The following is a 22,079-nucleotide window of genomic DNA, read 5'->3' as shown; positions in this document are numbered from 1 at the left end:
TCAAGTCCGGTCTCTATCAGGGCCTAGCGGCGGTCGCCGATCAGGCTCAGCAGGAACTGGAACATGTTGATGAAGTCGAGATAGAGGGTCAGGGCGCCGTTCACCGACATCTTGGCCGCCATCTCTCCGTCGAAGCCGCCGTAGAGATACATCTCCTTGAGCTTCTGTGTGTCGTAGGCGGTGAGGCCCGCGAAGATCAGCACGCCGAGCACCGAGATGGCGAACTGCAGGGCCGACGACGCGAAGAAGATGTTCACGAGCGACGCCAGGATGATGCCGATCAGGCCCATCATCAGGAACGAGCCCATGCCCGACAGGCTACGCTGAGTCGTGTAGCCGTACAGGCTCAGCGAGCCGAAGGCCGCCGCCGTGATAAAGAACACCTGGATCACGCTCGCCCCGGTGAAGACCAGGAGAAGCGAGGACATCGAGGCGCCCATCACCGCCGCGAAGGCCCAGAACATCGTCCGGGCCGACGAGGCCGACATCCGGTCCATCCGCATCGAGAAGACGAAGATGAACGCGAGCGGAGCGAGCATCAGGACCCACTTGAGCGGGCTGTTGTAGAGGGTCTGACCGAAGGGGGTCAGGATCGGGCGCGTACCCTGGTAGGCCGCGACCGACGCCATGTTCAGGCCGAGGGCAACGAGACCGGAGATCCCGAGCCCGACGACCATGTTGTTGTAGACGCCGAGCATGAAGGTCCGCAGGCCCTGATCGACCTGGACCTGGCTGCCCGCGCCAGCGTAGCCGGACGGCTGCTGGGCGCCGTACCGGAAGGGAGAGTTCTCGAATGCCATGGGAGTTTCCTTGCGGAGGCTCTCTCAGCGTGGTGTTTCGGGCGAGGCCCACGCAGGACCTCTGGCGCCAGGCTGGCGCCTCGGACAGGAATATGTTGCGCGGCCGTCCCCCGCACAAGTCCCCGGCCACGGTTGCCGGGCCGCTTTTCAGGTCCCGGACGATGTATTTTTGTCCATGATCGCAGGGATTAAAATGGATTCCCGTGATCACGGTCGTCGGTTCGACTGACGGTTGCCCGGGTCACACCGTTTCGATGACTCGCGGTGAAGTCTTAACCACCCGCCGCGACCGGCTGGCCGGCCATGAAAACCGGCTCCTAGATCTGCCGAAGATAGGGCGCCGGCTTCTGGCCGAGGATGCGCCAGGTGCCGGCCAGGCCGAGAAGGATCGCCAGTGCCACCGCGGCCGTTGCGGCGACCAGCGCGCCCCACAGGTCGAGGCGGAAGTCGAGATGCATGACCTTCGCGACGATGACCCAGCCGGCGACGCTGCCGGCGGCGAGGCCGAACAGGGCGGTGGCGAGGCCCAGCGCCGCGTATTCGATGGCGTAGGCGGTGAGCAGCCGGGCCCGGCTGGCGCCGAGCACCTTGAGCACCACAGCGTCGTAGAGGCGGGCCCGATGGCCCGCCGCGATGGCGCCCGCCAGCACGAACAGGCTCGCCAGTACCGCCACCGCGCTGGCCCCGCGGATCGCCAGGACCAGGCGGCCGACGAGGTCGCCGATCGCGTCCAGCGCGTCCTTCACCCGTACGGCGCTCACCGACGGAAACGCCTTGGCGACGTCGCGCAGGATGTGGTTCTCGGCCCCCGCATCGGTGCCCCCCGGAAGCGACAGGGTGGCGAGGTCCGAATGCGGTGCGCCGCGGAAGGTGCCGGGCGAGAACACCATCACGAAGTTGATGCCGAGATTGCGCCACTCCACCCGGCGCAGGTTGAAGATCGTCGCGGTCAGGTCGCGGCCGAGCACGTTGACGGTGACACTGTCGCCGACCTTCAGCCCGAGCTGGCGCGCGAGCTCGGCCTCGAACGAGACCAGGGGCTTGGCGCCCTGCTCGGCGCTCCACCAGGCGCCTTCGGTGAGGGCCGAGCCCTCCGGCACGGTGTCGGCGTAGGTGATGCCTCGGTCGCCGTCGAGGACCCAGGCGGCGTCCTCCGGGGGCCGGATCTTGTTGGCCGGCACGCCGTTCAGGGCGACGATCCGGCCGCGCATCATTGGCACGTCCTCGATCTTGCCGTTGGGGGCCGAGCGCGCCAGGAACGCCCGGAACTCGGCCGCGTCGCGGGACGGGATGTCGAGGAAGAACAGGTTCGGCGCCCGCGCCGGTAGCGTCGCGCTGATCGTCCGGCGGACATTGGCGTCGATCAGGCTGAGGGTGACCAGCAGCGTCACCCCGAGACCCAGCGACAGCACGATGGCCGGGGTCAGGGCGCCGGGCCGATGGAGATTGGCCAGCGCCATCCGGGGCGCCGGCCAGCGCGGATGCGGCAGGCGGCGGGCGAGCGCCATCAGGCCGAGCGCCACCCCGTGCAGCAGCGCGAAGGCGATCGCCGCGGCGGCGATGAAGATCAGTGCCACCCGCCGGTCGAAGGCCGTGGCGACCGACAGGCCGACGAGCGCCGCCAGACTCAGGGCGAGCCACACCCGGTAGCGCCAGCGCGGGCTGACCCGGGCCGGGTCGACCGTGTCGCGGAACAGGCCGGAGACCGGCACGTCATGGGCGCGGCCCAGGGGCGTGATCGCGAACGCGAAGGCGGTGAGCAGCCCGTAGGCGGCGGCGAGCGCGAGCTCGGCCGGCGCCAGGGTTGGGTTCAGCGGCAGGGGCAGGTCGGCGGAGAACAGAGCGTCCAGCACGAACGGCAGGCTCGCCCCGATGGTGAGCCCGATCAGCGTGCCGATCCCGGCGATCAGCATCACCTGGGTCAGGTAGAGGGCGACCACCTGCGAGCCCGGCGCACCGACGCTCTTGAGCGTGGCGATCGACGGCCGCTTGCGCTCCACGAAGGCGTGGACGGCGTTGCCGACGCCCACCCCGCCGACGATCAGCGCGGTCAGACCGACCAGGGTCAGGAACTGGGTGAAGCGCTCGATGCTCTTGGCGAAGCGGGGATCGGCGTTGGTGCGCGACCGGATCTCCCAGCCCGCCTCCGGGGTCGCGGCGCGGATCCGCGTCTGCGCGGCGTCGATGTCCGAATCCCGGGCGGCGTCCTTGGGCAGGACGATGCGGTAGCTCCAGCGGTTGAGGCTGCCCGGCTGGACGAGGCCGGTCGCCCGCAGCGCCGGCTCCGAGATTAGTAGCCGCGGGCCGAAGCCGATGCCGCCGGCGATCTTGTCGGGCTCGGATGTCAGCGTGCCGCGGATCGTCACCGGGTGGCCGGCCAGGGTGATCCGGTCGCCGACCTTCACGTCGAGGCGGGTGAGCAGGGCCGGGTCCGCCACGGCGCCCGGCGCACCGTCTCGCTCCGCCAGCAGATCGACGAGCCGGCCCGGCGGGTCGGTGATGAGCTCGCCCGCCGCCGGGTAGGTCGCGGGGTCGACCGCCTTCAGCTCGACCAGCGCGGCGTCGCCGCTGCCCGCCACCGCCATGGCCCGCAGGGAGGCCACCGCGTCGATCCGGCCCTCCCGGGCCAGGGCCTGCCGCTCCGGGTCGGTCGCCTCGCGGTTGATGAGGTTGTAGGCGAGATCGCCGCCGAGGATCCGGCGCCCCTCCCGGCCGAGACCGTCGGAGAGCGAGCGCGAGATCGAGGCCACGCCGGCGATCGCCGCGACGCCCAGCGCGATGCAGGCCAGGAACACGCCGAAGCCGGACAGGCCGGCGCGCAGCTCGCGGAGGGCGAGGCGCAGGGTCAGCGGGATGCGCCGGGGCGCGGGTTCGGGACGCGGGATCGTGCCGTGCATCAGGCGGTCACCGCCTCCTCGATCCGGCCCGAGCGCAGGCGCACGGTGCGGTCGCACAGGCGCGCGAGGCCGTTGTCGTGGGTGACGAGGACGAGGGTGGCGCCGCGGTCGCGCTTGAGCCGGAACAGCAGGTCGACGATCTGGCGGCCGGTGGCCTCGTCGAGATTGCCGGTGGGCTCGTCCGCCACCAGGATCGCCGGATCGGGGGCGACGGCCCGGGCAATGGCGACGCGCTGCTGCTCGCCGCCCGAGAGCTGGGCCGGGTAATGGTGCAGCCGGTGGCCGAGGCCGACCGCCTCCAGCTCGGCGCGGGCCCGCTCCAGCGCGCCGGGCCGGTCCGCGAGTTCCAGCGGCAGCGCGACATTCTCGAGGGCCGTCATGGTCGGGACCAGGTGGAAGGCCTGGAACACGATGCCGATGCGCCGGCCCCGGAAGCGGGCGAGCGCGTCCTCGTCGAGGCGGGCGAGGTCGGTCTCCTCGATCACGACGCCGCCGGAATCGGGCCGCTCCAGCCCGGCCATGACCATCAGCAGGGTCGACTTGCCCGAGCCCGAGGGGCCGACCAGCCCCACCGCCTCGCCGCGATCGACGCTGAGCGAGATGCCGCGCAGGACGTGGACCCGCGCGGCGCCGCGGCCGAGGCTGAGATCGATGTCGGACAACGCGATCGCCGGCTCGCGCAGCACCTTGTCGTGGCTCACGAGGCGGCCGATCTGTGGGCGATGACGAGCATGGCGCGCGAGGTCCTGACTTGGCTTCGAACTTGGCTGCGAACTTGGCTGCACGGGCCGTTGATGCACCGCGATATGGGGGGCGCATTGGGGCCGCGCCATGACGGCGCCCGCCGCGCCCGGCGGGTCGCCCTGTTTGTCGCAGCGCTAGCGGGTCTGGTGTTCCCTTTCATGACAGAGAGTCACGCGGCATCAGCCGATCCGATCAAGCTCGTGGCGCTCGGCGACAGCCTCACCGCCGGCTACCGCCTGCCGTCGGACGCCGCCTTCCCGACCGTGCTGGAGCGCCTGCTCAAGGCCAAGGGCGCGGATGTGACGGTGGCCAATGCCGGCGTCTCCGGCGACACCGCAACGGGTGGGCTCGACCGGGTCGACTGGTCGGTTCCGGACGGGACCGCCGGGGTGATCCTGGAACTCGGCGCCAACGACATGCTGCGCGGCACCGACCCGAAGGTCACCGAGGGGGCGCTCGCTGCGATCATCGAGCGGCTGAAGGCCCGCGGGATCCCGGTTCTGCTGGCCGGCATGCAGGCCGCGCCCAATCTCGGGCCGGATTACAAGGCGCGGTTCGACGCGATCTACCCGACGCTGGCCAAGCGCTACGACCTGATCCTCTACCCGTTCTTCCTGGACGGGATCATCGGCGATCGCGCCCAGCACCTCGATGACGGGCTGCACCCGAACGCCCGGGGCGTCGAGACCATCGCGGCCCAGATCCTCCCCACGGTCGAGACTTTTCTCCGGGGCCTCCGGCAGGGGGCGTCGCGCTGATGCCGCGGCTGTTCACCGGGCTCGCCGTGCCGCCCGAGATCGCGGACGCGCTCCGGGTCTTCCGGGGCGGCCTGCCGGGTGCGCGCTGGATCGAACCCGGCGATTACCACGTCACCCTGCGGTTCCTCGGCGATGTCGAGATCCCCGTGGCCGAGGACGTGCTCGAGGCGCTGGCCGAGATGCGCCTGCGCGCCGCCCTGACGGTGACGCTCGACGGGCTCGGCATCTTCGGCGGCGACCGGCCGCGGGCGCTCTACGCCTCGGTGGCGCCGAGCCCGGACCTGATCGACCTCCAGGCCGAACAGGAGCGGCTGGTGCGCCGGGCCGGCGTCGAGCCGGAGCGCCGAAAGTTCACCCCACACGTGACGCTGGCCCGCCTGCGGCGCGACGCCAGCCCGGAGGCGGTGGCGATGTACCTCTCGCAAGGACCGGCCTTCGCGTCGCTGACCTTCACCGCCGACCGGGTGACGCTGTTCTCGGCGAAGGAATCGACCGGGGGCGGACCCTACCTGGCGGAGGCCGAATTCCCATTCGTGTGAGCGGTTACAACCGCCGCAAAGCCACGCTCTCGATCCGGTGGCTCGCGCCCTTGGTCAGGATCAGGCTCGCGCGCTGGCGGGTGGGTAAAATGTTCTCGCGCAGGTTCGGCAGGTTGATCGAGGTCCAGAGCCGGTCGGCGATGTCGAGCGCCTCGTGCTCGGGCACCTCGGCGTATTTGCGGAAGTAGGAGCGCGGGTCGCGGAAGGCGGTCTGGCGCAGGCGCATGAACCGGGTGACGTACCAGCGGTGCAGATCGTCCTCGTGGCCGTCGAGATAGATCGAGAAGTCGAAGAAGTCGGAGACGAACGGGATCGCGGTGCCGTCCCGCGGCAGGCGGGCGGGCTGGAGCACGTTCAGGCCCTCGACGATCAGGATGTCGGGGCTCTCCACCACCCGCTCCTCGCCGGGCACCCGGTCGTAGACTAGGTGGGAGTAGAGCGGTGCCGTCACCCGCTTGTGGCCAGCCTTCACGTCGTGGAGGAAGCGCAGCAGCGAGGCGGTGTCGTAGCTCTCCGGGAAGCCCTTGCGCTCCATCAGGCCGTGCTGGGCCAGCTCGGCATTGGGCAGCAGGAAGCCGTCGGTGGTGACGAGGTCGACCTTCGGGGTGTTGGGCCAGCGCGCGAGCAGCGCGGCCAGGATGCGCGCGGTGGTCGACTTGCCCACCGCCACCGAGCCGGCCAGGCCGATGATGTAGGGCGCCTTGGTCTCGCGCTCGGCCAGCAGGAAGCGCTGGGTCGCCTTGAACAGCCCCTGCGTGGCCGCGACGTAGAGCGAGAGCAGCCGGGACAATGGCAGGTAGATCGCCACCACCTCCTCGACCGAGATCGGGTCGTTGATCGATTGCAGCCGCTCGATATCCTCGGCCTTGAGGGTCAGCGGCGTGTCGGCGCGCAGCTGCGCCCATTCCTCGCGGCTAAAGCGACGATAGGGCGAGAGCCGATCCGATTCGTCGAGGATCGCCTCGACCGAGCCCGGCAGCGCGGCCGCGTTCACGCGGGGCGCCTCGCGGCCTTCTCGGCGAGCCCGCTCTGGGCGGTGCGGCGCTCCAGCTCCGCCATGACGGCGTCGAGCTCGACGCCGCCCGCCCTCAGCAGCACGACCAAGTGATAGAGCACGTCCGCTGCCTCGTTCCGGAGCCCGGTCTTGTCGCCCTGCACCGCCGCGATGGCCGCCTCCACGGCCTCCTCGCCGAGCTTCTTCGCCGCCTTGGCGGGCCCCTCGGACAGCAGCTTGGCCGTGTAGGACGTCTCGGGATCGGTCCCGGCGCGGCTCGCGACGAGCTTGGCGAGGTCGGCGAGCGTGTAGGCGGTCATGAAGCGATCTGCATGTGAGGTCGGCCTTGCGGGTTCGGCCGAGGCCGTATTCGGCAGGAAACTGCGCTACGGCCGCCCTGTGGGCAAGCCACGCGGGTGAAGGCGTCCCGGCTTTGTCCGACTTAAGCTTGATTTCGATCGGGTCGGACGGCGGGCTCAGCTGTTCGGCAGGTGCCGGGCCAGCGCTTCCAGCACGGCCATGCGCACGGCCACCCCCATCTCGACCTGCTCGCGGATCAGCGACTGCGCGCCGTCGGCGATCTCGGAAGAAATCTCGACGCCGCGATTCATCGGGCCGGGATGCATCACCAGGGCGTCGGGCTTGGCGAGCGCCAGCTTCTCGCCGTCGAGGCCGAAATAGTGGAAATACTCCTTCACGGAGGGCACGAACGAGCCGTTCATGCGCTCGCGCTGGAGGCGCAGCATCATGACGATGTCGCAGCCCTCCAGGCCCTTGCGCATATTCGTGAAGGTCTCGACGCCGAAACGCTCGATCCCGGCGGGCAGCAGGGTTGAGGGCGCGATCAGGCGCACGCGCGCGCCCATCGCCTGCAGCAGGATGATGTTCGAGCGCGCCACCCGCGAGTGCAGGACGTCGCCGCAGATCGCCACCTGAAGGCCCTCGATCCGGCCCTTGTTGCGGCGGATCGTCAGCGCGTCGAGCAGCGCCTGGGTCGGGTGCTCGTGGGCGCCGTCCCCGGCATTGACCACCGCGCAATCGACCTTGCGGGCGAGCAGATGGACCGCACCGGCCGATTCGTGGCGCACCACGATGATGTCCGGCCGCATCGCGTTGAGGGTCGCAGCGGTGTCGATCAGGGTCTCGCCCTTCTTCACCGAGGACGAGGCCACCGACATGTTCATCACGTCGGCGCCGAGCCGTTTGCCGGCGAGCTCGAACGAGGATTGCGTCCGGGTCGAGGGCTCGAAGAACAGGTTGATCTGTGTGCGGCCTCGCAGCGTCGTGCGCTTCTTCTCGACCTGCCTTGAGATGTCGACGGCGGCATCGGCCGCGTCGAGCAGCGCCTCGATATCGGGCCGGGTCAGCCCCTCGATGCCGAGGAGGTGCCGGTGCGGAAAGGCCGGGGGCGCGGAGGTCGTCATGATGAGTCCGGGGTGTAGGTCCGGCTCGCTCTCCCGGCAAGGCGCGCCAGCCCCTGCGGCCTTTTTTCATCGGTTGGTAACTTGAGCGTCCGCGCCACGTATCAGCCGGATCGGACGGAACCCGCACCGTCGCCACCCCCGCGAGACGCACGCTTGAGACCCGAAAGCCTGAGAGCCGAACCTTTGGCCGGCGCCCCCGCGCTCGCAGCGCCCGAGACCGTCGACGCCTCCGGGCGCCGCTGGTTCTACCGGCATCCCGTGGTGATCCGGGTGGCGCACTGGATCAACGCCGGGGTGCTGCTGGTGCTGCTGATGAGCGGCCTGCAGATCTTCAACGCCCACCCGGCTTTGTACTGGGGGGCGGTCTCGACCTTCGACGATCCCGCTCTGGCGATCACCAGCGAGCAGGGGCGCGACGGCACGAATCGCGGCGTCGTGACGATCGGCGCGCACAGCTTCGAGACGACCGGCGTGCTCGGCCTGTCCCGCGAGGGCGGCACCGCGGTGGACCGGGCCTTCCCGGCCTGGGCGACCCTCCCGGCGGACCAGGACCTCACCACGGGGCGGCGCTGGCACTTCCTGTTCGCGTGGTTCCTGGTGATCAACGGCGCGGTCTATCTCCTCTACGGGCTGTTCAGCGGCCAGCTCCGCCGCCGCCTGATCCCGGACGGCGACCAGATCCGCGACTTCGGCGGCTCCGTGAAGGAGCACCTGCTGCTGCGCTTCCCCGAGGGCGAGGAGGCCAAGCGCTACAACGTGATCCAGAAGCTCACCTATCTCGTCGTCGTGCTGGTTCTCCTGCCCGCCATGGTCCTGGCCGGCCTCGCCATGTCGCCGGGCGTCGACGCGGCCTGGCACTGGCTGCCGGAGCTGTTCGGCGGCCGCCAATCGGCCCGCACCATTCACTTCATCGCCGCCGGGCTGCTGGTGCTGTTCGTGGTGGTCCACGTGGTGCTGGTTCTGGTCTCCGGCTTCGTCAACAACATGCGCGGCATGCTCACCGGCTGGTTCAGCCTCGGCCGTCCCGAGAAGGAAACCGCGCGATGATCCTGCACCGCCGCAAGCTGCTCACCGCCGGCGCCGGCCTCGCCGGGACCGCCCTGCTCGGCGGCTGCGACCGCTTCGCCGGGACGGAGGCCGGGCGCCGGACCCTCAAGGCCGGCGAGGACGCCAACCTGTTCGTCCAGCGCCTGCTGATGTCGCCCGCAACGCTCGCCCGGGAATACCCGGCCGCGATGATCTCGCCCTGGTTCAAGCCGAACGGCACCATCGACCCGCCGGACCGGGCGTTCCGCGCCCTGGCGGCGAAGAAGTTTTCGGAGTTCAAGCTCACGGTCGACGGACTGGTGCAGACGCCGCTGTCGCTCAGCCTGGCGGATCTGCGCGGGTTGCCGGGCCGCACCCAGGTGACCCGCCACGATTGCGTCGAGGGCTGGTCCTGCATCGGCCAATGGTCCGGCGTACCGCTGGCCGAACTCCTGAACCGGGCCGGGCTGAAGCCCCAGGCGCGCTACGCCGTGTTCCACTGCGCCGACACGCTGGAATATGCCGGCGGCGGCCTCGAAGGCGGTGACGGCGCCTCCCTGTGGCGGCCCGAACATCCGGGCTCGGTCCGCGACGGCTATATTCAGCTCGCCGCCGCCGAGGATTGGGGCGGCGCACCGACCGCCACCGATGCGCCCAAGGACGATTGGGGCCAGGGCGCCCCGGAGCCCGAGCCGCCCGAGGATAAGCGCACGCCGATCCGCTACTACGAGAGCATCGACCTGTTCGACGCCTTCAACCCGCAGACGATCCTGGCCTACGACCTCAACGGCAAGCCGCTGCCGGTCTCGAACGGCGCCCCCTTGCGCCTGCGCGTCGAGCGCCAGCTCGGCTACAAGCAGGCCAAATACGTGATGCGGGTCGAGCTGGTGGAGTCGCTGTCGGGCTTCGGCCAGGGCAAGGGCGGTTACTGGGAGGATCGCGGCTACGAGTGGTACGCGGGGATCTGAGGCTTCAGCGACGCTTGAGTGCGCGCTCGCGCTCGACCACCTCCATCAGAAGGGCGTTGACGCGGGCCTGCCAGCCCGGGCCCTGGGCCTGGAAATGCTCGGCGATGGACGGAAGGAGATGGACCGAAACTGCCGCGTCGGAGCCCTCCGAAGGCCCGCGCCGCACGAACCGGTCGCCGACGTGAAACTCGGCACGCTGCAGCATCTCGTCGGTCAGCTCGGGGATCTCATCGTATTCCTCCGCCGTGATCTCGTGCGCGTCCACCTTCGCCAGATCGCTCTTGATGGAGGCCTCAGCGGATGAGCGGTGCGTAGCGCTTCTGCTCTCTGACATTGGCCTTCCTCATCGAAAAGACGTGGCGGTCCCGGCCGCGTGGGGTCCAGATTACGATCACCATCCGGCCCGCCAGGAAGCCGACTGTGACGATGCGATGCTCGCCGTAATCGCGGCGGATGTCGTCGAACGTGAAGCCCGGCCCTGCGAAAACGAGCTCCGCGTCCTCGAAATCGAGCCCTCGCTCGGCCAAGGTTCGGTCGCGTTTGGCCGGATCGAAGGTGATCGCCATCGATCGGCTATCATATCGGATTCGCGTGCTGCGTACGATGGCCCCAGTTGGCCGCTCGGCCGCGACTGCCATTTGACAACCCGCCGCCCGTAACCCACTTGTCCCCGGCGCGCGGCCCCGGCCCGACGGCGGGCACTCGTCCCACGCGAATTTCGAACAGAATTCGTCCGTCGCGCCCAGGCTCCGTCGAGGGGCAGAGGTCTGAATGAAAGTCGTCGTCGTCGAGTCGCCGGCCAAAGCCAAGACGATCAATAAGTATCTTGGCCGCGACTATGAGGTGATCGCCTCCTTCGGGCACATCCGCGACCTGCCGGCCAAGGACGGCTCGGTCGATCCCGAGCAGGATTTCCACATGGTCTGGGAACTCGCGGACCGGGGCGCCAGCCGGGTCAGCGAGATCGCCAAGGCGGTCAAGGGCGCGGACAAGCTGATCCTGGCCACCGACCCGGATCGCGAGGGCGAGGCGATCTCCTGGCACGTCCTGGAGGCGCTGAACGCCCGCAAGGCGCTCAAGGGCATCCCGGTCGAGCGCGTGACCTTCAACGCCATCACCAAGGCCTCGGTCGAGGCCGCGATGCGCAAGCCGCGCGAGATCGACCAGGCTCTCGTCGACGCGTATCTGGCGCGCCGGGCGCTCGATTACCTCGTCGGCTTCAACCTCTCGCCGGTGCTGTGGCGCAAGCTCCCCGGCGCCCGCTCGGCCGGCCGCGTGCAGTCGGTGGCACTCCGGCTCGTGGTCGAGCGCGAGATGGAGATCGAGAGCTTCAAGCCGCGCGAGTACTGGTCGATCGTCGCGACCCTGACGACCACGGACGGCGCGACCTTCGAGGCGCGCCTGGTCGGGGCCGACGGCAAGCGGATCCAGCGCCTCGATGTCGGCACCGGCGACGCGGCGGCCGCGTTCAAGCGCGACCTCGAACTCGCGACCTTCCAGGTGGCGAGCGTCGAGGCGAAGCCGGCCAAGCGCCACCCGCAGCCGCCCTTCACCACCTCCACGTTGCAGCAGGAGGCCTCGCGCAAGCTCGGGATGGCGCCGGCGCAGACCATGCGGGTCGCGCAGCGCCTCTACGAGGGCGTCGATGTCGGCGGCGAGACGGTGGGCATCATCACCTACATGCGGACCGACGGCGTCGACATGGCGCCGGAGGCGATCCAGGACACCCGCAAGGTGATCGGCAAGGAGTTCGGCGACCGCTACGTGCCGGACGTGCCGCGCAAGTACAGCGTCAAGGCCAAGAACGCGCAGGAGGCCCACGAGGCCGTGCGCCCGACCGACATGAGCCGCCTGCCCAAGATGGTGGCCCGCCACCTCGAGCCGGAGCAGGCCAAGCTCTACGACCTGATCTGGACCCGCACGATGGCGAGCCAGATGGAATCGGCCGAGCTGGAGCGCACCACCGTGGACGTCACGGCCAATGTCGGCCCGCGCCGGATCGACCTGCGCGCCACCGGCCAGGTCGTGAAGTTCGACGGCTTCCTGGCTCTCTACCAAGAGGGCAAGGACGACGAGGAGGACGAGGAGAGCAAGCGGCTTCCGCCGATGAAGGCCGGCGACCCGCTCACCCGCGAGCGCATCACCGCGACCCAGCACTTCACCGAGCCGCCGCCCCGCTATTCCGAGGCGAGCCTGGTCAAGCGCATGGAGGAGCTCGGCATCGGCCGGCCCTCGACCTACGCGGCCGTTCTTCAAACGCTGCGCGACCGCGAATACGTGAAAATCGAAAAAAAGCGGCTTCAGCCGGAGGACAAGGGACGCCTCGTCACCGGCTTTCTGGAAAGCTTCTTCCGGCGCTACGTCGAGTACGATTTCACCGCCGACCTCGAAGGTCAGCTCGACCGGGTGTCCAACGCCGAGATCGACTGGCGGGCGGTGCTGCGCGACTTCTGGAAGGACTTTTCCGCGGCGATCGGCGAGACCAAGGAGCTGCGCGTCACCGACGTGCTGGAGGCGCTCAACGGCCTGCTCGGCCCGCACATCTTCCCCGACAAGGGCGACGGCTCGAACCCGCGCACCTGCACGGTCTGCGGCACCGGCCAGCTCTCGCTGAAGCTTGGCAAGTTCGGCGCCTTCATCGGCTGCTCGAACTATCCCGAGTGCAAGTACACCCGCCAGCTCTCGGCCTCCGGGGTCGACGGCGACGGTGACGGTTCCTCGGCCGAGGGCGGCCAGCCGGGCGTCCGGGTGCTGGGCAACGATCCCGTGACCGGGATGCCGGTGACGATCCGGGACGGGCGGTTCGGGCCCTTCGTCCAGCTCGGCGAGGCCTCCACCGAGAAGGATGCGGCGAAGCCGAAGCGTTCCTCGCTGCCGAAGGGGCTCTCCCCCTCCTCGGTCGATCTGGACAAGGCCCTGGCGCTGCTGTCGCTGCCGCGCGAGGTGGCGCGCCATCCCGAGACCGGCGAACCGATCCTGGCCAATCTCGGCCGGTTCGGACCCTACGTGCAGCACGGGAAGACCTACGCCAATCTCGGCAAGGACGACGACGTGCTGGAGGTCGGGGCCAACCGCGCCATCGACCTGATCGTCGCCAAGGAGCAGGGCGGCGGCCGGGGCCGGCCGGCGGCCGATCCGGGCCGGCCGCTGGGCAAGGACGAGACGAGCGGGCGCGACCTCGTGGTCAAGGCCGGCAAATACGGCCCCTACGTCACCGACGGCGAGGTCAACGCGACGCTGCCGAAGACCATGAATGCCGAGGCGCTGACCCTCGACGAGGCGATCGCGCTGGTGAATGCCAAGCGGGCGTCGGGCGGCGGCAAGCCGGCCAAGCGGACATCGGCCCGGAAGGCGCCGGCTCGGGCGGCGGCCGCGGACAAGAAGCCGGCGGCCAAGAAGGCCCCCGCGAAGAAGCCGGCGGCCAAGAAGAGCCCGGCGAAGAAATCGGGTGCCGGCTGAGAGCCGCGCCCGATCCCTTTGAGGACTTGGCGCGAACGCTTCGGGCTAAGCCAGATAGGTGATGGTCGCGGCCAGGGCGGTGGCGACCGTCGCCAGCGCGATGGTCAGGCCGTTCATCAGGAAGCGAGCGGGCGGCACGGAGGCCGTCTCCTCGTCGCACCCGAAGACGGTGCCGGCGGCGCGCTCAAAACGGATCAGGGTGAGGCGGCGGGCCTCGATCGCGGCGTTGCTCATCGACGGCGGCTCCCTGACCACGGTCAAGCTCTTTCCCAGACAAACGCGGCCGGAGCCGCGCGGTTCCGATCCGGGCGGCAGCTGAGGAAGCCTTAACCCACGATTGTGCAACGTCGCGATGACGGCTCCGTCGCGCCGGGCCGGCCGCGCCCCTCGCTCGCGGCGGCGCAGCATGCGATGGTAAGGCCGTTCGGCGACGCACCGAACGCTCTGGATGTTTCTGTTTTGTTCCGCTATGATGCGGGGATGAAGGCGCATGCTGCACGATCCGACGCCCGTCTGCCCAACACCGAGCCGGCCGATGCGCCGCGTTCGCGGAGGCCGCGCGTGAGCGATCCGGCGCGCGACCTGTTCGGGCCCGGTGGCAAGCCCTCGGTCCCGCGTCCGGCGGAGCCGCGGCGGCGGCTCGCGGAATCCGCCTCGGTGCCGACCATCGCGGCGGCTGAGCCCGAGGCCGGCTACACTGCCTCCGACATCGAGGTGCTGGAGGGGTTGGAGCCGGTCCGGCGTCGGCCCGGCATGTATATCGGCGGCACCGACGAGCGGGCGCTGCACCACCTCTTCGCCGAGGTGATCGACAATTCCATGGATGAGGCGGTGGCCGGCCATGCCAGCTTCATCGAGGTCGAGCTCGAGGAAACCGGCTCGCTGGTGATCACCGACAACGGCCGCGGCATCCCGGTGGACCCGCATCCGAAGTTCCCGGGCAAGTCGGCGCTCGAAGTCATCATGACGACGCTGCACGCGGGCGGTAAGTTCGACTCGAAGGTCTACGAGACCTCCGGCGGCCTGCACGGCGTCGGCATCTCGGTGGTTAACGCCCTGTCCGACCTCCTCGAGGTCGAGGTCGCCCGCAACCAGACCCTCTACCGCCAGACCTTCTCCCGCGGCCACGCGCAGGGGGCGCTGGAGCTGGTCGGTCGGGTGCAGAACCGGCGCGGCACCCGGGTGCGCTTCCACCCCGATGCCGAGATCTTCGGCTCGCTGAAGTTCGACCCGCGCCGCCTGTTCAAGATGGCGCGCTCGAAGGCCTACCTGTTCGGCGGCGTCGAGATCCGCTGGCGCTGCGCCCCTGCCCTGCTCGAGGGCCTGGAGGACGTGCCGGCCGAGGCGGTGCACCGGTTCCCGGCCGGGCTGCGCGACTATCTTGCCCGGGACATCGAGGGCAAGGAGCTGGTCACCGAGGCGATGTTCACCGGCAAGGTGACAAAGCCCGGCTCGCACGGCTCGCTCGAATGGGCGGTGGCCTGGATGGTCGCCGAGGACGGCTTCTCGCATTCCTACTGCAACACGATTCCCACCCCGGAGGGCGGCACCCACGAGGCGGGCTTAAGGGTCGCGCTGCTGCGGGGCCTGCGCGAGCATGCCGAGCGGGTGAACCAGGCCAAGCGCATGACGGCGGTGACCACCGACGACGTCATGGCGACCTGCGCGTCCATGCTCTCGGTGTTCATCCGCGAGCCGGAATTCCAGGGCCAGACCAAGGACAAGCTCGCCACCGTCGAGGCGCAGCGCATCGTCGAGACGGCGGTGCGCGACGCCTTCGACCATTGGCTGGCCGCCTCCCCGGCCCAGGCCAACAAGCTGCTCGACTGGGTGATCGACCGGGCCGAGGAGCGGCTGCGCCGGCGCCAGGAGAAGGAGGTCGCCCGCAAGAGCGCGACCCGCAAGCTGCGCCTGCCCGGCAAGCTGGCGGATTGCTCGGCCGCCGGCACGGCGGGCTCCGAGATCTTCATCGTCGAGGGCGATTCGGCCGGCGGCTCGGCCAAGCAGGCCCGGGACCGGACCACCCAGGCGATCCTGCCCCTGCGCGGCAAGATCCTCAACGTCGCCTCGGCCTCCCGGGACAAGCTCGGCGCCAACCAGCTGATCTCGGACCTGACCCTGGCGCTCGGCTGCGGCACCGGCGCGGCCTTCCGCGAGACGGATCTGCGCTACGACAAGGTGATCATCATGACGGACGCCGATGTGGACGGCGCCCACATCGCGTCGCTGCTGATCACGTTCTTCTACCGACAGATGCCGAAGCTGATCGACCGCGGGCACCTCTACCTGGCGATCCCGCCGCTCTACCGGCTGCAGCAGGGCTCCAAGGTCGCCTATGCCCGGGACGATGCCGACCGGGAGCGGATCACCAAGACGGTGTTCAAGGGCGGCAAGGTCGAGATCGGGCGCTTCAAGGGCCTGGGCGAGATGATGCCGGCCCAGCTCAAGGAGACCACCATGGACCCGAAGAAGCGCACGCTCCTGCGGGTCGCGGTGCTCGACGAGGCACGGGAATCCACCGGCGACACGGTGGAGCGCCTGATGGGCAACAAGCCCGAGGCCCGCTTCGCCTTCATCAGCGAGCGCGCGGCCTTCGCCGACGGCGTCGATCTGGATATCTGAAGCGACGGGGCGCCCACGGGACGGCGCCCCGTCACTGCGCGCACAGTGAAGCAACCCAGGGTCGCGTGACCTGGAAAAACGTAGCGCCGCGCTGGGTTGCTTCGCTCCGCTCGCCATGACGGCGAGGGAATCGCGGATTGACTTTGAAGCGGCGCGCCTGAATCGCAACCGCATCCAGTCCGGTGCCGGTCAAGCTACTCCGCCGCCGTCGCCTTGACCGGGTCGAAGGGTTGGGCGGCCGCGACCGTGTCGGTGCTCATGTGGAGCACGGCCGAGAATCGCTCCCCGCCCGGGCGCAGCACCAGGGCGCCGGGCTCCACGGCGATGCGCTTGCTGCCGAGCCCCAGGGGGCCGCCGACATCCAGCACCACCGCCTTGAGGGCCCCGCCATCGGCGATCAGCAGGTCGTCGACCGTCCCGACCTTGTCGCCGGCCGCGTTGCGCACCGTGACGCCGATCAGGTGAGAGGCCAGGACGGTGGCCGGCTTGACGCCCTGCCGCTTGACCGCCGCCTCCGCGCTGGCCGCAATCGTCAATGGGCCGCCGCCAGCGCCGCCAGTCGATGTTCCCGGCCCGGTGCCCGGCAGCACCGTCTTGTTGCCGATCACGCTGGCATCCTGGGCTCGAGCCGGGAGCCCGGCGAGGCTGAGGAGAGCCAGCGGTAGCAGGAGAAGGGATTTGCGCATCGGGATCGCTCCGGCGCAGCCGAGCCATCCGCGCGCCGTCGGTGAAAAGCGGTCGCGGCGGCGGCTGTTCCCGTCGTCCCTGTCGCAGCGCGCTTCCGGAAACAACGAAGGGCCCGACCTTGCGGCCGGGCCCCCGTTGAGACGGCGCCGGTTAGGCCGGCGCCGATCGTCGATCTTAGTACGAGCCGAACTTGTAGTTCACGCCGGCGCGGACGACGGCGAACTCGGTCTTGGCAGCTGCGCCGTTGAGGTAGGCGACGCCGTTCGGGGGCAGCAGGTTGCCATAGAACACGCCGCTGGCAGCGTTCTTCTGGCGGTCGAGGTTCACGTACAGGCCTTCGACCTTCAGCGTGACGGCCGAGGACTTGAAGAAGTTCAGGAACGAGTCGGTGGGCAGGGCGTACTCGAGGCCGCCACCGACGGCGTAGCCGGAGCGGAAGCTGTCGCGGAAGCGGTTGCCAGCGAAGTTCTGGTCGTCCTGGCCGGAACCGTAGGCGTAACCGCCGGTGGCGTACACGAGGGTCCGGTCGAAGGCGTAGCCGAGGCGGCCGCGGACGGTGCCGAAGTAGTCGAGGCCGTTGCCGCTGGTGGCGACGAACGCACGGGGCGCCGAGAAGGCGGTGCCACCGAACCCGAGGCCGATGTAGTTCTGGGTAATTTTGGCGCGACGGGCGAAGTCGACGTACTGGGCATCAGCCTCGAGGCCGACTACCACACCCGAGCCCGGCGTGAACTGATAATTGTAACCAATCTGCGCGCCGCCGGTGAAGCCGTCGTTGTTCGAGCGATTGTTCACGCTGATGACGGCCGCGGTGTTCTCGGATCCGACGACCGAGCCGTTCCGCAGGACGTAGTTGGTGCGACGGCTGCTGCTGGCGTCGAAGCCGTAGCCCGCGTTCACACCCACGTAGAAGCCGGTCCAGGTGAACACCGGCACCGGCGTGAACACCGGCGGCGGCGCAGCGCGACGCGGCAGGTCGGCCGCGGAAGCGGCGACGGTCATGCCGGCGAGAACGGTCGATGCAAGAAGAACTTTTTTCATGGTGCCATTGGTCCTGGGGTTGGCTTGAGCCGGCTGCCTTCTAGGCGCTCTCGGTCAGCGGGTCTGTCGCTTTCCTGCAACAAGCTTGGCCAGACTAGCGTGGTCTCGTCAACGAAAGGTGAAGGTTACGCGCACAGATTCCCCGTCCTGGCGTGAAACTGTGTATCAGAAGCTGCATCGACGCCCCGGCAAACCCTGAACATTAGTCGGTCGGTCGGATCGGGTGGCGATGGTATCTAGGCAGTCTGTGGGCCGTCATTGATCCGGGTGGCACAAACCGCGTTCGGCGACGCTGTTTTATTGCGGTCCGCCCGGCGCTCCAAAGCGCGGTCTTGTGTCAACAGGCGGTTAACCCTGCCGGCTTTAGTATCCGCTTCAGCCGTCGCCGGCTTCTCAGGCGGCGGAGAGGAATGCCCATGCTGCCGCCCGTCGAACGGCCGACGAAACCGTTCGGGACCCGCCGGCCGGCCGCGTTCGACGCGGCACCGGGCGCGACGCCGGAGCCCAGGGCGGGCGGCGCGGCCCGGCCCGCGGGGTCCCTGGCCTGGGCGCTGCGCATCTCGGGTCTGGTCGGGCTGCTCGCCCTCGTGGCGACCCATCAGCTCGCCCGGCTCGGTCAGACCATCCCGGCGCCCACTCAGCTCGCCCTCGGCGGGCGCGCCGTTCCAGCCGATCCCGAGACGACCGGCTCGATCACCGCCGCCGGTGCCGCTCGCGCGACACGCCTCGACCCCTGCCTGTTGCCCGCCCTGGACCGCCCGCACCCCTGATCGGCTGTGCGTGGGACCCGGATGCGCGCATTGCGAGATTGACAAGCAGCGCCAAGGCCCTAACTGACTGGCCCATGCGCCCCGCGGCCACGGGAGCGTTCGTGCGCCCTATCAGAGCCTTTCCGAGCCGTTGCCGCGACGGTGTCCACCGCGCCGGCCGGGCGCGCAACGGTTCCTGAACGCAGATGCCTTTTTCCGACCTGGGACTGAGCGAGAAAGTCCTCAACGCCGTCGAAGCGGCGGGTTACACCGAGCCGACGCCGATCCAGGCTCAGGCTATTCCCCATGTGCTGGCGCGCCGGGACGTCCTCGGCATCGCCCAGACCGGCACCGGCAAGACCGCAGCGTTCACGCTGCCGATGCTGACGCTGCTGGAGAATGGCCGCGCCCGGGCCCGGATGCCCCGCACGCTGATCCTGGAGCCGACCCGCGAGCTGGCGGCCCAGGTGGTCGAGAATTTCGACCGCTACGGCACCAACCACAAGCTCAACGTCGCCTTGATCATCGGCGGCGTCTCCTTCGCCGACCAGGATGCCAAGCTCACCCGCGGCACCGACGTGCTGATCGCCACGCCGGGCCGGCTCCTCGACCATTTCGAGCGTGGCAAGCTGCTGCTCACCGGGGTCGAGCTGCTGGTGATCGACGAGGCCGACCGGATGCTCGACATGGGGTTCATCCCCGATATCGAGCGCATCGTGAAGATGGTGCCGTTCACCCGGCAGACGCTGTTCTTCTCGGCGACCATGCCGCCGGAGATCGAGCGGCTGGCCGACATGTTCCTGCACAACCCGCAGCGGATCGAGGTGGCGCGGCCGGCCTCCACGGCCTCGACCATCACGCAACGGCTGGTGGCGGTGGGCTCCGACGGCCATGCCAAGCGTGAGCGCCTGCGCAGCCTGATCCGGGGCGAGGCCGAGCTCAACAACGGCATCATCTTCTGCAACCGCAAGCGCGACGTCGCGCTGCTGCAGAAGTCGCTGGTGAGCCACGGCTTCGACGCCGCGGCTTTGCACGGCGACATGGACCAGCGCGCCCGCACCACGGCGCTCGACGCCTTCCGCAACGGCGAGACTGCGCTCTTGGTCGCCAGCGACGTGGCGGCCCGCGGCCTCGACATCCCGGCGGTCAGCCACGTCTTCAACTTCGACATCCCGCACCACCCGGAGGATTACGTCCACCGGATCGGCCGCACCGGCCGCGCGGGCCGCAGCGGCACCGCCTACACCCTGGTCGCCCCCGGGGACGACCGCTCCCTCGGCGCCATCGAGGCGCTGATCGGGCAGCCGATCCCGTGGTTCGACGGCGACCTGTCCACCGTGGCTGATCCGTCGGCCGATACCGGCACGCGCCATCGCGGCCGGTCGGGCGAGGGTCGCGGCGGGCGGCGTTCGGGCAAGTCCGAGGGCCGATCGTCCGAGAAGCGCGGCTCCGAGGGCCGCTCCTCCGAGGCCAAGGCGGTTGAGGAGAAGCCCGAGGTTCGGGCCGAACCCGCGCGGGCGGAGGCCAAGTCCAACGGGCGCGGCGAGGCCGGCGGTCGTCAGCGCTCGCGCGGAGATTCGTCCAGCCGGCGCGGCGAGGGGCGTCCGGCCCCGCGTCCCGAGCCGGTGCGCGAGGAGCGGTCGCGCGAGGAGCGTGGACGCCGTAACGATCCCGACGGCGATACGCCGATCGGTCTCGGGTCACATGTTCCGGCCTTCTTGCTTCGACCAGTCTTGGCAAAGAAAGATAAGTAACGTCCGGACATCCTAGCTTAACGTTCCTGCTACCAACCCGCCCTAGATTGGGATTCGGGCCGTGATGTCGCACTTCACCGGCGGCCTCGTACGGCGGGATGCGGATGAGCCAGGAGTCCTATTCGGATCGTGATCGCAGCTTCGCGCTGGCGAAGCGCGCGCACGATCTGATCCGCGATTACGGTCCCTCGGCCACGCCGCGGGCCTACGCGGTCTGGTACGCCTACGTCTCGGGCGAGCTGCCGCTGCTCGGCGATTCGATCAAGCGCCTGACTACGCAGAACGGCAGCCTGACCGAATCCGATATCGACGACCTGCACGAGACCTATCTCGACGGCCGCCAGCTCACGAGCACCACCGGCGATGTCAGCCGCGGCATGCTCGATGAGATCGCGGCGGTGACCGAGATCCTCGACCTGTCGCTCGGCTCGACAGCGCAATACGGCGAGGCCCTGCGTGGGCTCGCCCAGGATCTGGCCCAGGGCATGCCGACCCGGGCCCGGCTCGGCGAGATCGTCTCGACCCTGGTCTCCACCACCCGCGAGGTCGCGGTGAACAACCGGGTGCTGGAAGCGCGGATGCGCGAGACCCGCAGCGAGATCGAGACCCTGCGCGAGAAGCTCGAGGCCAGCCGGCTGGAGAGCCTCACCGACGCGCTGACTGGCCTGTCGAACCGCAAGCATTTCGAGGAGACCCTGAAGGCGTCCCTCGAGGCCGCGCGGCTGGGGGCCACCCCGATGAGCCTGATCGTCCTCGACATCGACTTCTTCAAGCGGTTCAACGACCTCTACGGCCATCTCACCGGCGATCAGGTGCTGCGCCTCGTGGCGATCGTCATGCGCGAGAATGCCGGCAAGCAGGCGCTGCTCGCCCGGTTCGGAGGCGAGGAGTTCGGCATCGTGCTGCCGGGCGCCGACCGGACCCTGGCCCGCCAGGTGGCCGAGCAGGTCCGGGCCAGCGTCATGGGCCGGGAGCTGGTGAAGCGCTCCACCGGCGAATCGCTCGGCAAGGTCACGATCTCGCTCGGCATCGCGGTGCTGCATGCCGAGGACACGCCGGCCTCGCTGCTCGAGCGGGCCGATCTGTGCATGTTCGCGGCCAAGCGCGCCGGCCGCAACCGCGTCGTGGACGACGCGGCCGACTCGCTTTCTCAGGTCGCCTGAGAGCCGGCTTCAGGCCCGCGCCGGGATCCGGTCCTCGGAGACCGGCGTGATCGCCACCGATTCGCCGCAGCCGCAGGCGGAGGTCTGGTTCGGGTTGTTGAACACGAACTGCGAGGCGAGCTTGGTGGTGGTGAAGTCCATCTCGGTGCCGAGCAGGAACAGCACCGCCTTCGGATCGACGAACACCCGGACGCCGCGATCCTCGACCACGTCCTCGCCGGGCTTGGGCGCCTCGGCGTATTCCATCGTGTAGGACATGCCGGCGCAGCCGCCGTTCCGCACGCCGACCCGCAGGCCGGCGATCGGCCGGTCGGCATCCGCCATGATCGCCTTGATCCGCTCGGCCGCCCGATCGGTCAGCGACAGAACCTTGAACCCTGAAAACATCGTCACCCTCCCGCCCATCCGGGTTCAAGGCCCGGGAGCGCGCATTCTGACGGACATAAGATAAGCA

The 22,079-nt window shown here is 69.5% G+C and carries 21 protein-coding genes; 9 read left to right on the top strand and 12 right to left on the bottom strand.

Annotated features, from left to right (window positions below; genetic code table 11):
- Positions 1–23: 23 nt before the first annotated feature.
- The 3 genes from LGR69_RS10370 to LGR69_RS10360 all read right to left on the bottom strand — a co-directional run bounded on the left by LGR69_RS10370 (position 24) and on the right by LGR69_RS10360 (position 4,398).
- Positions 24–800 (bottom strand): Bax inhibitor-1/YccA family protein, encoded by a 777-nt coding sequence (locus LGR69_RS10370; protein WP_050731812.1) that lies wholly within the window; start codon positions 798–800, stop codon positions 24–26.
- 317 nt (positions 801–1,117) lie between these two features.
- Positions 1,118–3,697, bottom strand: a complete 2,580-nt coding sequence (locus LGR69_RS10365; protein WP_230365970.1) for an ABC transporter permease — start codon at positions 3,695–3,697, stop codon at positions 1,118–1,120.
- Positions 3,697–4,398 (bottom strand): ABC transporter ATP-binding protein, encoded by a 702-nt coding sequence (locus tag LGR69_RS10360; RefSeq protein WP_370881357.1) that lies wholly within the window; start codon positions 4,396–4,398, stop codon positions 3,697–3,699. The genes LGR69_RS10365 and LGR69_RS10360 overlap by 1 nt, the downstream gene beginning before the upstream one ends.
- 201 nt (positions 4,399–4,599) lie before the next feature.
- On the opposite strand from LGR69_RS10360, the gene LGR69_RS10355 reads away from it, so the two are divergent.
- Both LGR69_RS10355 and thpR read left to right on the top strand, forming a co-directional pair.
- Positions 4,600–5,199: an arylesterase gene (locus tag LGR69_RS10355; protein WP_230365969.1), complete on the top strand. Its 600-nt coding sequence runs from the start codon at positions 4,600–4,602 to the stop codon at positions 5,197–5,199.
- Positions 5,199–5,738 (top strand): RNA 2',3'-cyclic phosphodiesterase, encoded by a 540-nt coding sequence (gene thpR / locus LGR69_RS10350; RefSeq protein WP_230365968.1) that lies wholly within the window; start codon positions 5,199–5,201, stop codon positions 5,736–5,738. Before LGR69_RS10355 ends, thpR begins: the two co-directional genes overlap by 1 nt.
- A gap of 4 nt (positions 5,739–5,742) precedes the next feature.
- Here thpR and coaA read toward each other — a convergent pair whose 3' ends face one another.
- The 3 genes from coaA to LGR69_RS10335 form a co-directional block, all read right to left on the bottom strand.
- Positions 5,743–6,732, bottom strand: coding sequence for a type I pantothenate kinase (gene coaA, locus LGR69_RS10345; protein WP_007566159.1), 990 nt, complete (start codon positions 6,730–6,732; stop codon positions 5,743–5,745).
- Entirely contained in the window at positions 6,729–7,052 is a 324-nt protein-coding gene (locus tag LGR69_RS10340; RefSeq protein ID WP_007566161.1) for a phosphoribosyl-ATP diphosphatase, read from the bottom strand. Before LGR69_RS10340 ends, coaA begins: the two co-directional genes overlap by 4 nt.
- Positions 7,053–7,208: 156 nt before the next feature.
- A complete protein-coding gene (locus tag LGR69_RS10335) occupies positions 7,209–8,156 on the bottom strand; it encodes an aspartate carbamoyltransferase catalytic subunit (RefSeq protein WP_007566162.1) in 948 nt (315 codons plus the stop codon).
- Positions 8,157–8,339: 183 nt separating this feature from the next.
- Between LGR69_RS10335 and LGR69_RS10330 the strand changes: the two genes are divergently transcribed.
- Together LGR69_RS10330 and LGR69_RS10325 are read left to right on the top strand one after the other, a co-directional pair.
- Positions 8,340–9,203 (top strand): cytochrome b/b6 domain-containing protein, encoded by an 864-nt coding sequence (locus LGR69_RS10330; RefSeq protein ID WP_122159604.1) that lies wholly within the window; start codon positions 8,340–8,342, stop codon positions 9,201–9,203.
- Positions 9,200–10,150, top strand: a complete 951-nt coding sequence (locus tag LGR69_RS10325) for a molybdopterin-dependent oxidoreductase (protein WP_230365967.1) — start codon at positions 9,200–9,202, stop codon at positions 10,148–10,150. The genes LGR69_RS10330 and LGR69_RS10325 overlap by 4 nt, the downstream gene beginning before the upstream one ends.
- A 4-nt stretch (positions 10,151–10,154) precedes the next feature.
- Here LGR69_RS10325 and LGR69_RS10320 read toward each other — a convergent pair whose 3' ends face one another.
- Together LGR69_RS10320 and LGR69_RS10315 are read right to left on the bottom strand one after the other, a co-directional pair.
- Positions 10,155–10,415: a BrnA antitoxin family protein gene (locus LGR69_RS10320; protein ID WP_230365966.1), complete on the bottom strand. Its 261-nt coding sequence runs from the start codon at positions 10,413–10,415 to the stop codon at positions 10,155–10,157.
- Between the two features lie 28 nt (positions 10,416–10,443).
- Entirely contained in the window at positions 10,444–10,716 is a 273-nt protein-coding gene (locus LGR69_RS10315) for a BrnT family toxin (protein WP_230365965.1), read from the bottom strand.
- 205 nt (positions 10,717–10,921) lie between these two features.
- Between LGR69_RS10315 and topA the strand changes: the two genes are divergently transcribed.
- A complete protein-coding gene (topA, locus tag LGR69_RS10310) occupies positions 10,922–13,609 on the top strand; it encodes a type I DNA topoisomerase (RefSeq protein WP_230365964.1) in 2,688 nt (895 codons plus the stop codon).
- Positions 13,610–13,654: 45 nt separating this feature from the next.
- Here the strand turns inward: topA and LGR69_RS10305 are convergent, their stop codons facing one another.
- A complete protein-coding gene (locus LGR69_RS10305) occupies positions 13,655–13,843 on the bottom strand; it encodes a hypothetical protein (RefSeq protein ID WP_007566176.1) in 189 nt (62 codons plus the stop codon).
- A gap of 327 nt (positions 13,844–14,170) precedes the next feature.
- Here LGR69_RS10305 and parE point away from each other — a divergent pair, with 327 nt between their 5' ends.
- Positions 14,171–16,231, top strand: coding sequence for a DNA topoisomerase IV subunit B (parE, locus tag LGR69_RS10300; RefSeq protein WP_230365963.1), 2,061 nt, complete (start codon positions 14,171–14,173; stop codon positions 16,229–16,231).
- A gap of 194 nt (positions 16,232–16,425) precedes the next feature.
- Here parE and LGR69_RS10295 read toward each other — a convergent pair whose 3' ends face one another.
- Both LGR69_RS10295 and LGR69_RS10290 read right to left on the bottom strand, forming a co-directional pair.
- Positions 16,426–16,917: a PRC-barrel domain-containing protein gene (locus LGR69_RS10295; RefSeq protein WP_230365962.1), complete on the bottom strand. Its 492-nt coding sequence runs from the start codon at positions 16,915–16,917 to the stop codon at positions 16,426–16,428.
- Between the two features lie 175 nt (positions 16,918–17,092).
- Complete coding sequence (locus LGR69_RS10290) at positions 17,093–17,959, bottom strand: outer membrane protein (protein ID WP_122159456.1); 867 nt, start codon at positions 17,957–17,959, stop codon at positions 17,093–17,095.
- A 416-nt stretch (positions 17,960–18,375) separates the two neighbouring features.
- Here LGR69_RS10290 and LGR69_RS10285 point away from each other — a divergent pair, with 416 nt between their 5' ends.
- The 3 genes from LGR69_RS10285 to LGR69_RS10275 all read left to right on the top strand — a co-directional run bounded on the left by LGR69_RS10285 (position 18,376) and on the right by LGR69_RS10275 (position 21,625).
- Positions 18,376–18,729 carry a hypothetical protein gene (locus LGR69_RS10285; protein WP_230365961.1) on the top strand — a complete coding sequence of 118 codons (354 nt, stop codon included), beginning with the start codon at positions 18,376–18,378 and terminating at the stop codon, positions 18,727–18,729.
- A gap of 185 nt (positions 18,730–18,914) precedes the next feature.
- Complete coding sequence (locus tag LGR69_RS10280) at positions 18,915–20,462, top strand: DEAD/DEAH box helicase (protein WP_230365960.1); 1,548 nt, start codon at positions 18,915–18,917, stop codon at positions 20,460–20,462.
- Positions 20,463–20,566: 104 nt separating this feature from the next.
- A complete protein-coding gene (locus LGR69_RS10275; protein WP_230365959.1) occupies positions 20,567–21,625 on the top strand; it encodes a GGDEF domain-containing protein in 1,059 nt (352 codons plus the stop codon).
- Between the two features lie 9 nt (positions 21,626–21,634).
- On the opposite strand, the gene LGR69_RS10270 is transcribed toward LGR69_RS10275, so the two are convergent.
- On the bottom strand, positions 21,635–22,012 hold the full coding sequence (locus LGR69_RS10270) for a HesB/IscA family protein (protein WP_007566183.1): 378 nt from the start codon (positions 22,010–22,012) through the stop codon (positions 21,635–21,637).
- Positions 22,013–22,079: the final 67 nt, after the last annotated feature.

The sequence above is a fragment of the Methylobacterium brachiatum genome (genome assembly GCF_020523825.1).
GTDB classification, from domain to species: Bacteria; Pseudomonadota; Alphaproteobacteria; order Rhizobiales; family Beijerinckiaceae; genus Methylobacterium; species Methylobacterium brachiatum.
This window is presented reverse-complemented; position numbering and strand designations above follow the sequence as displayed.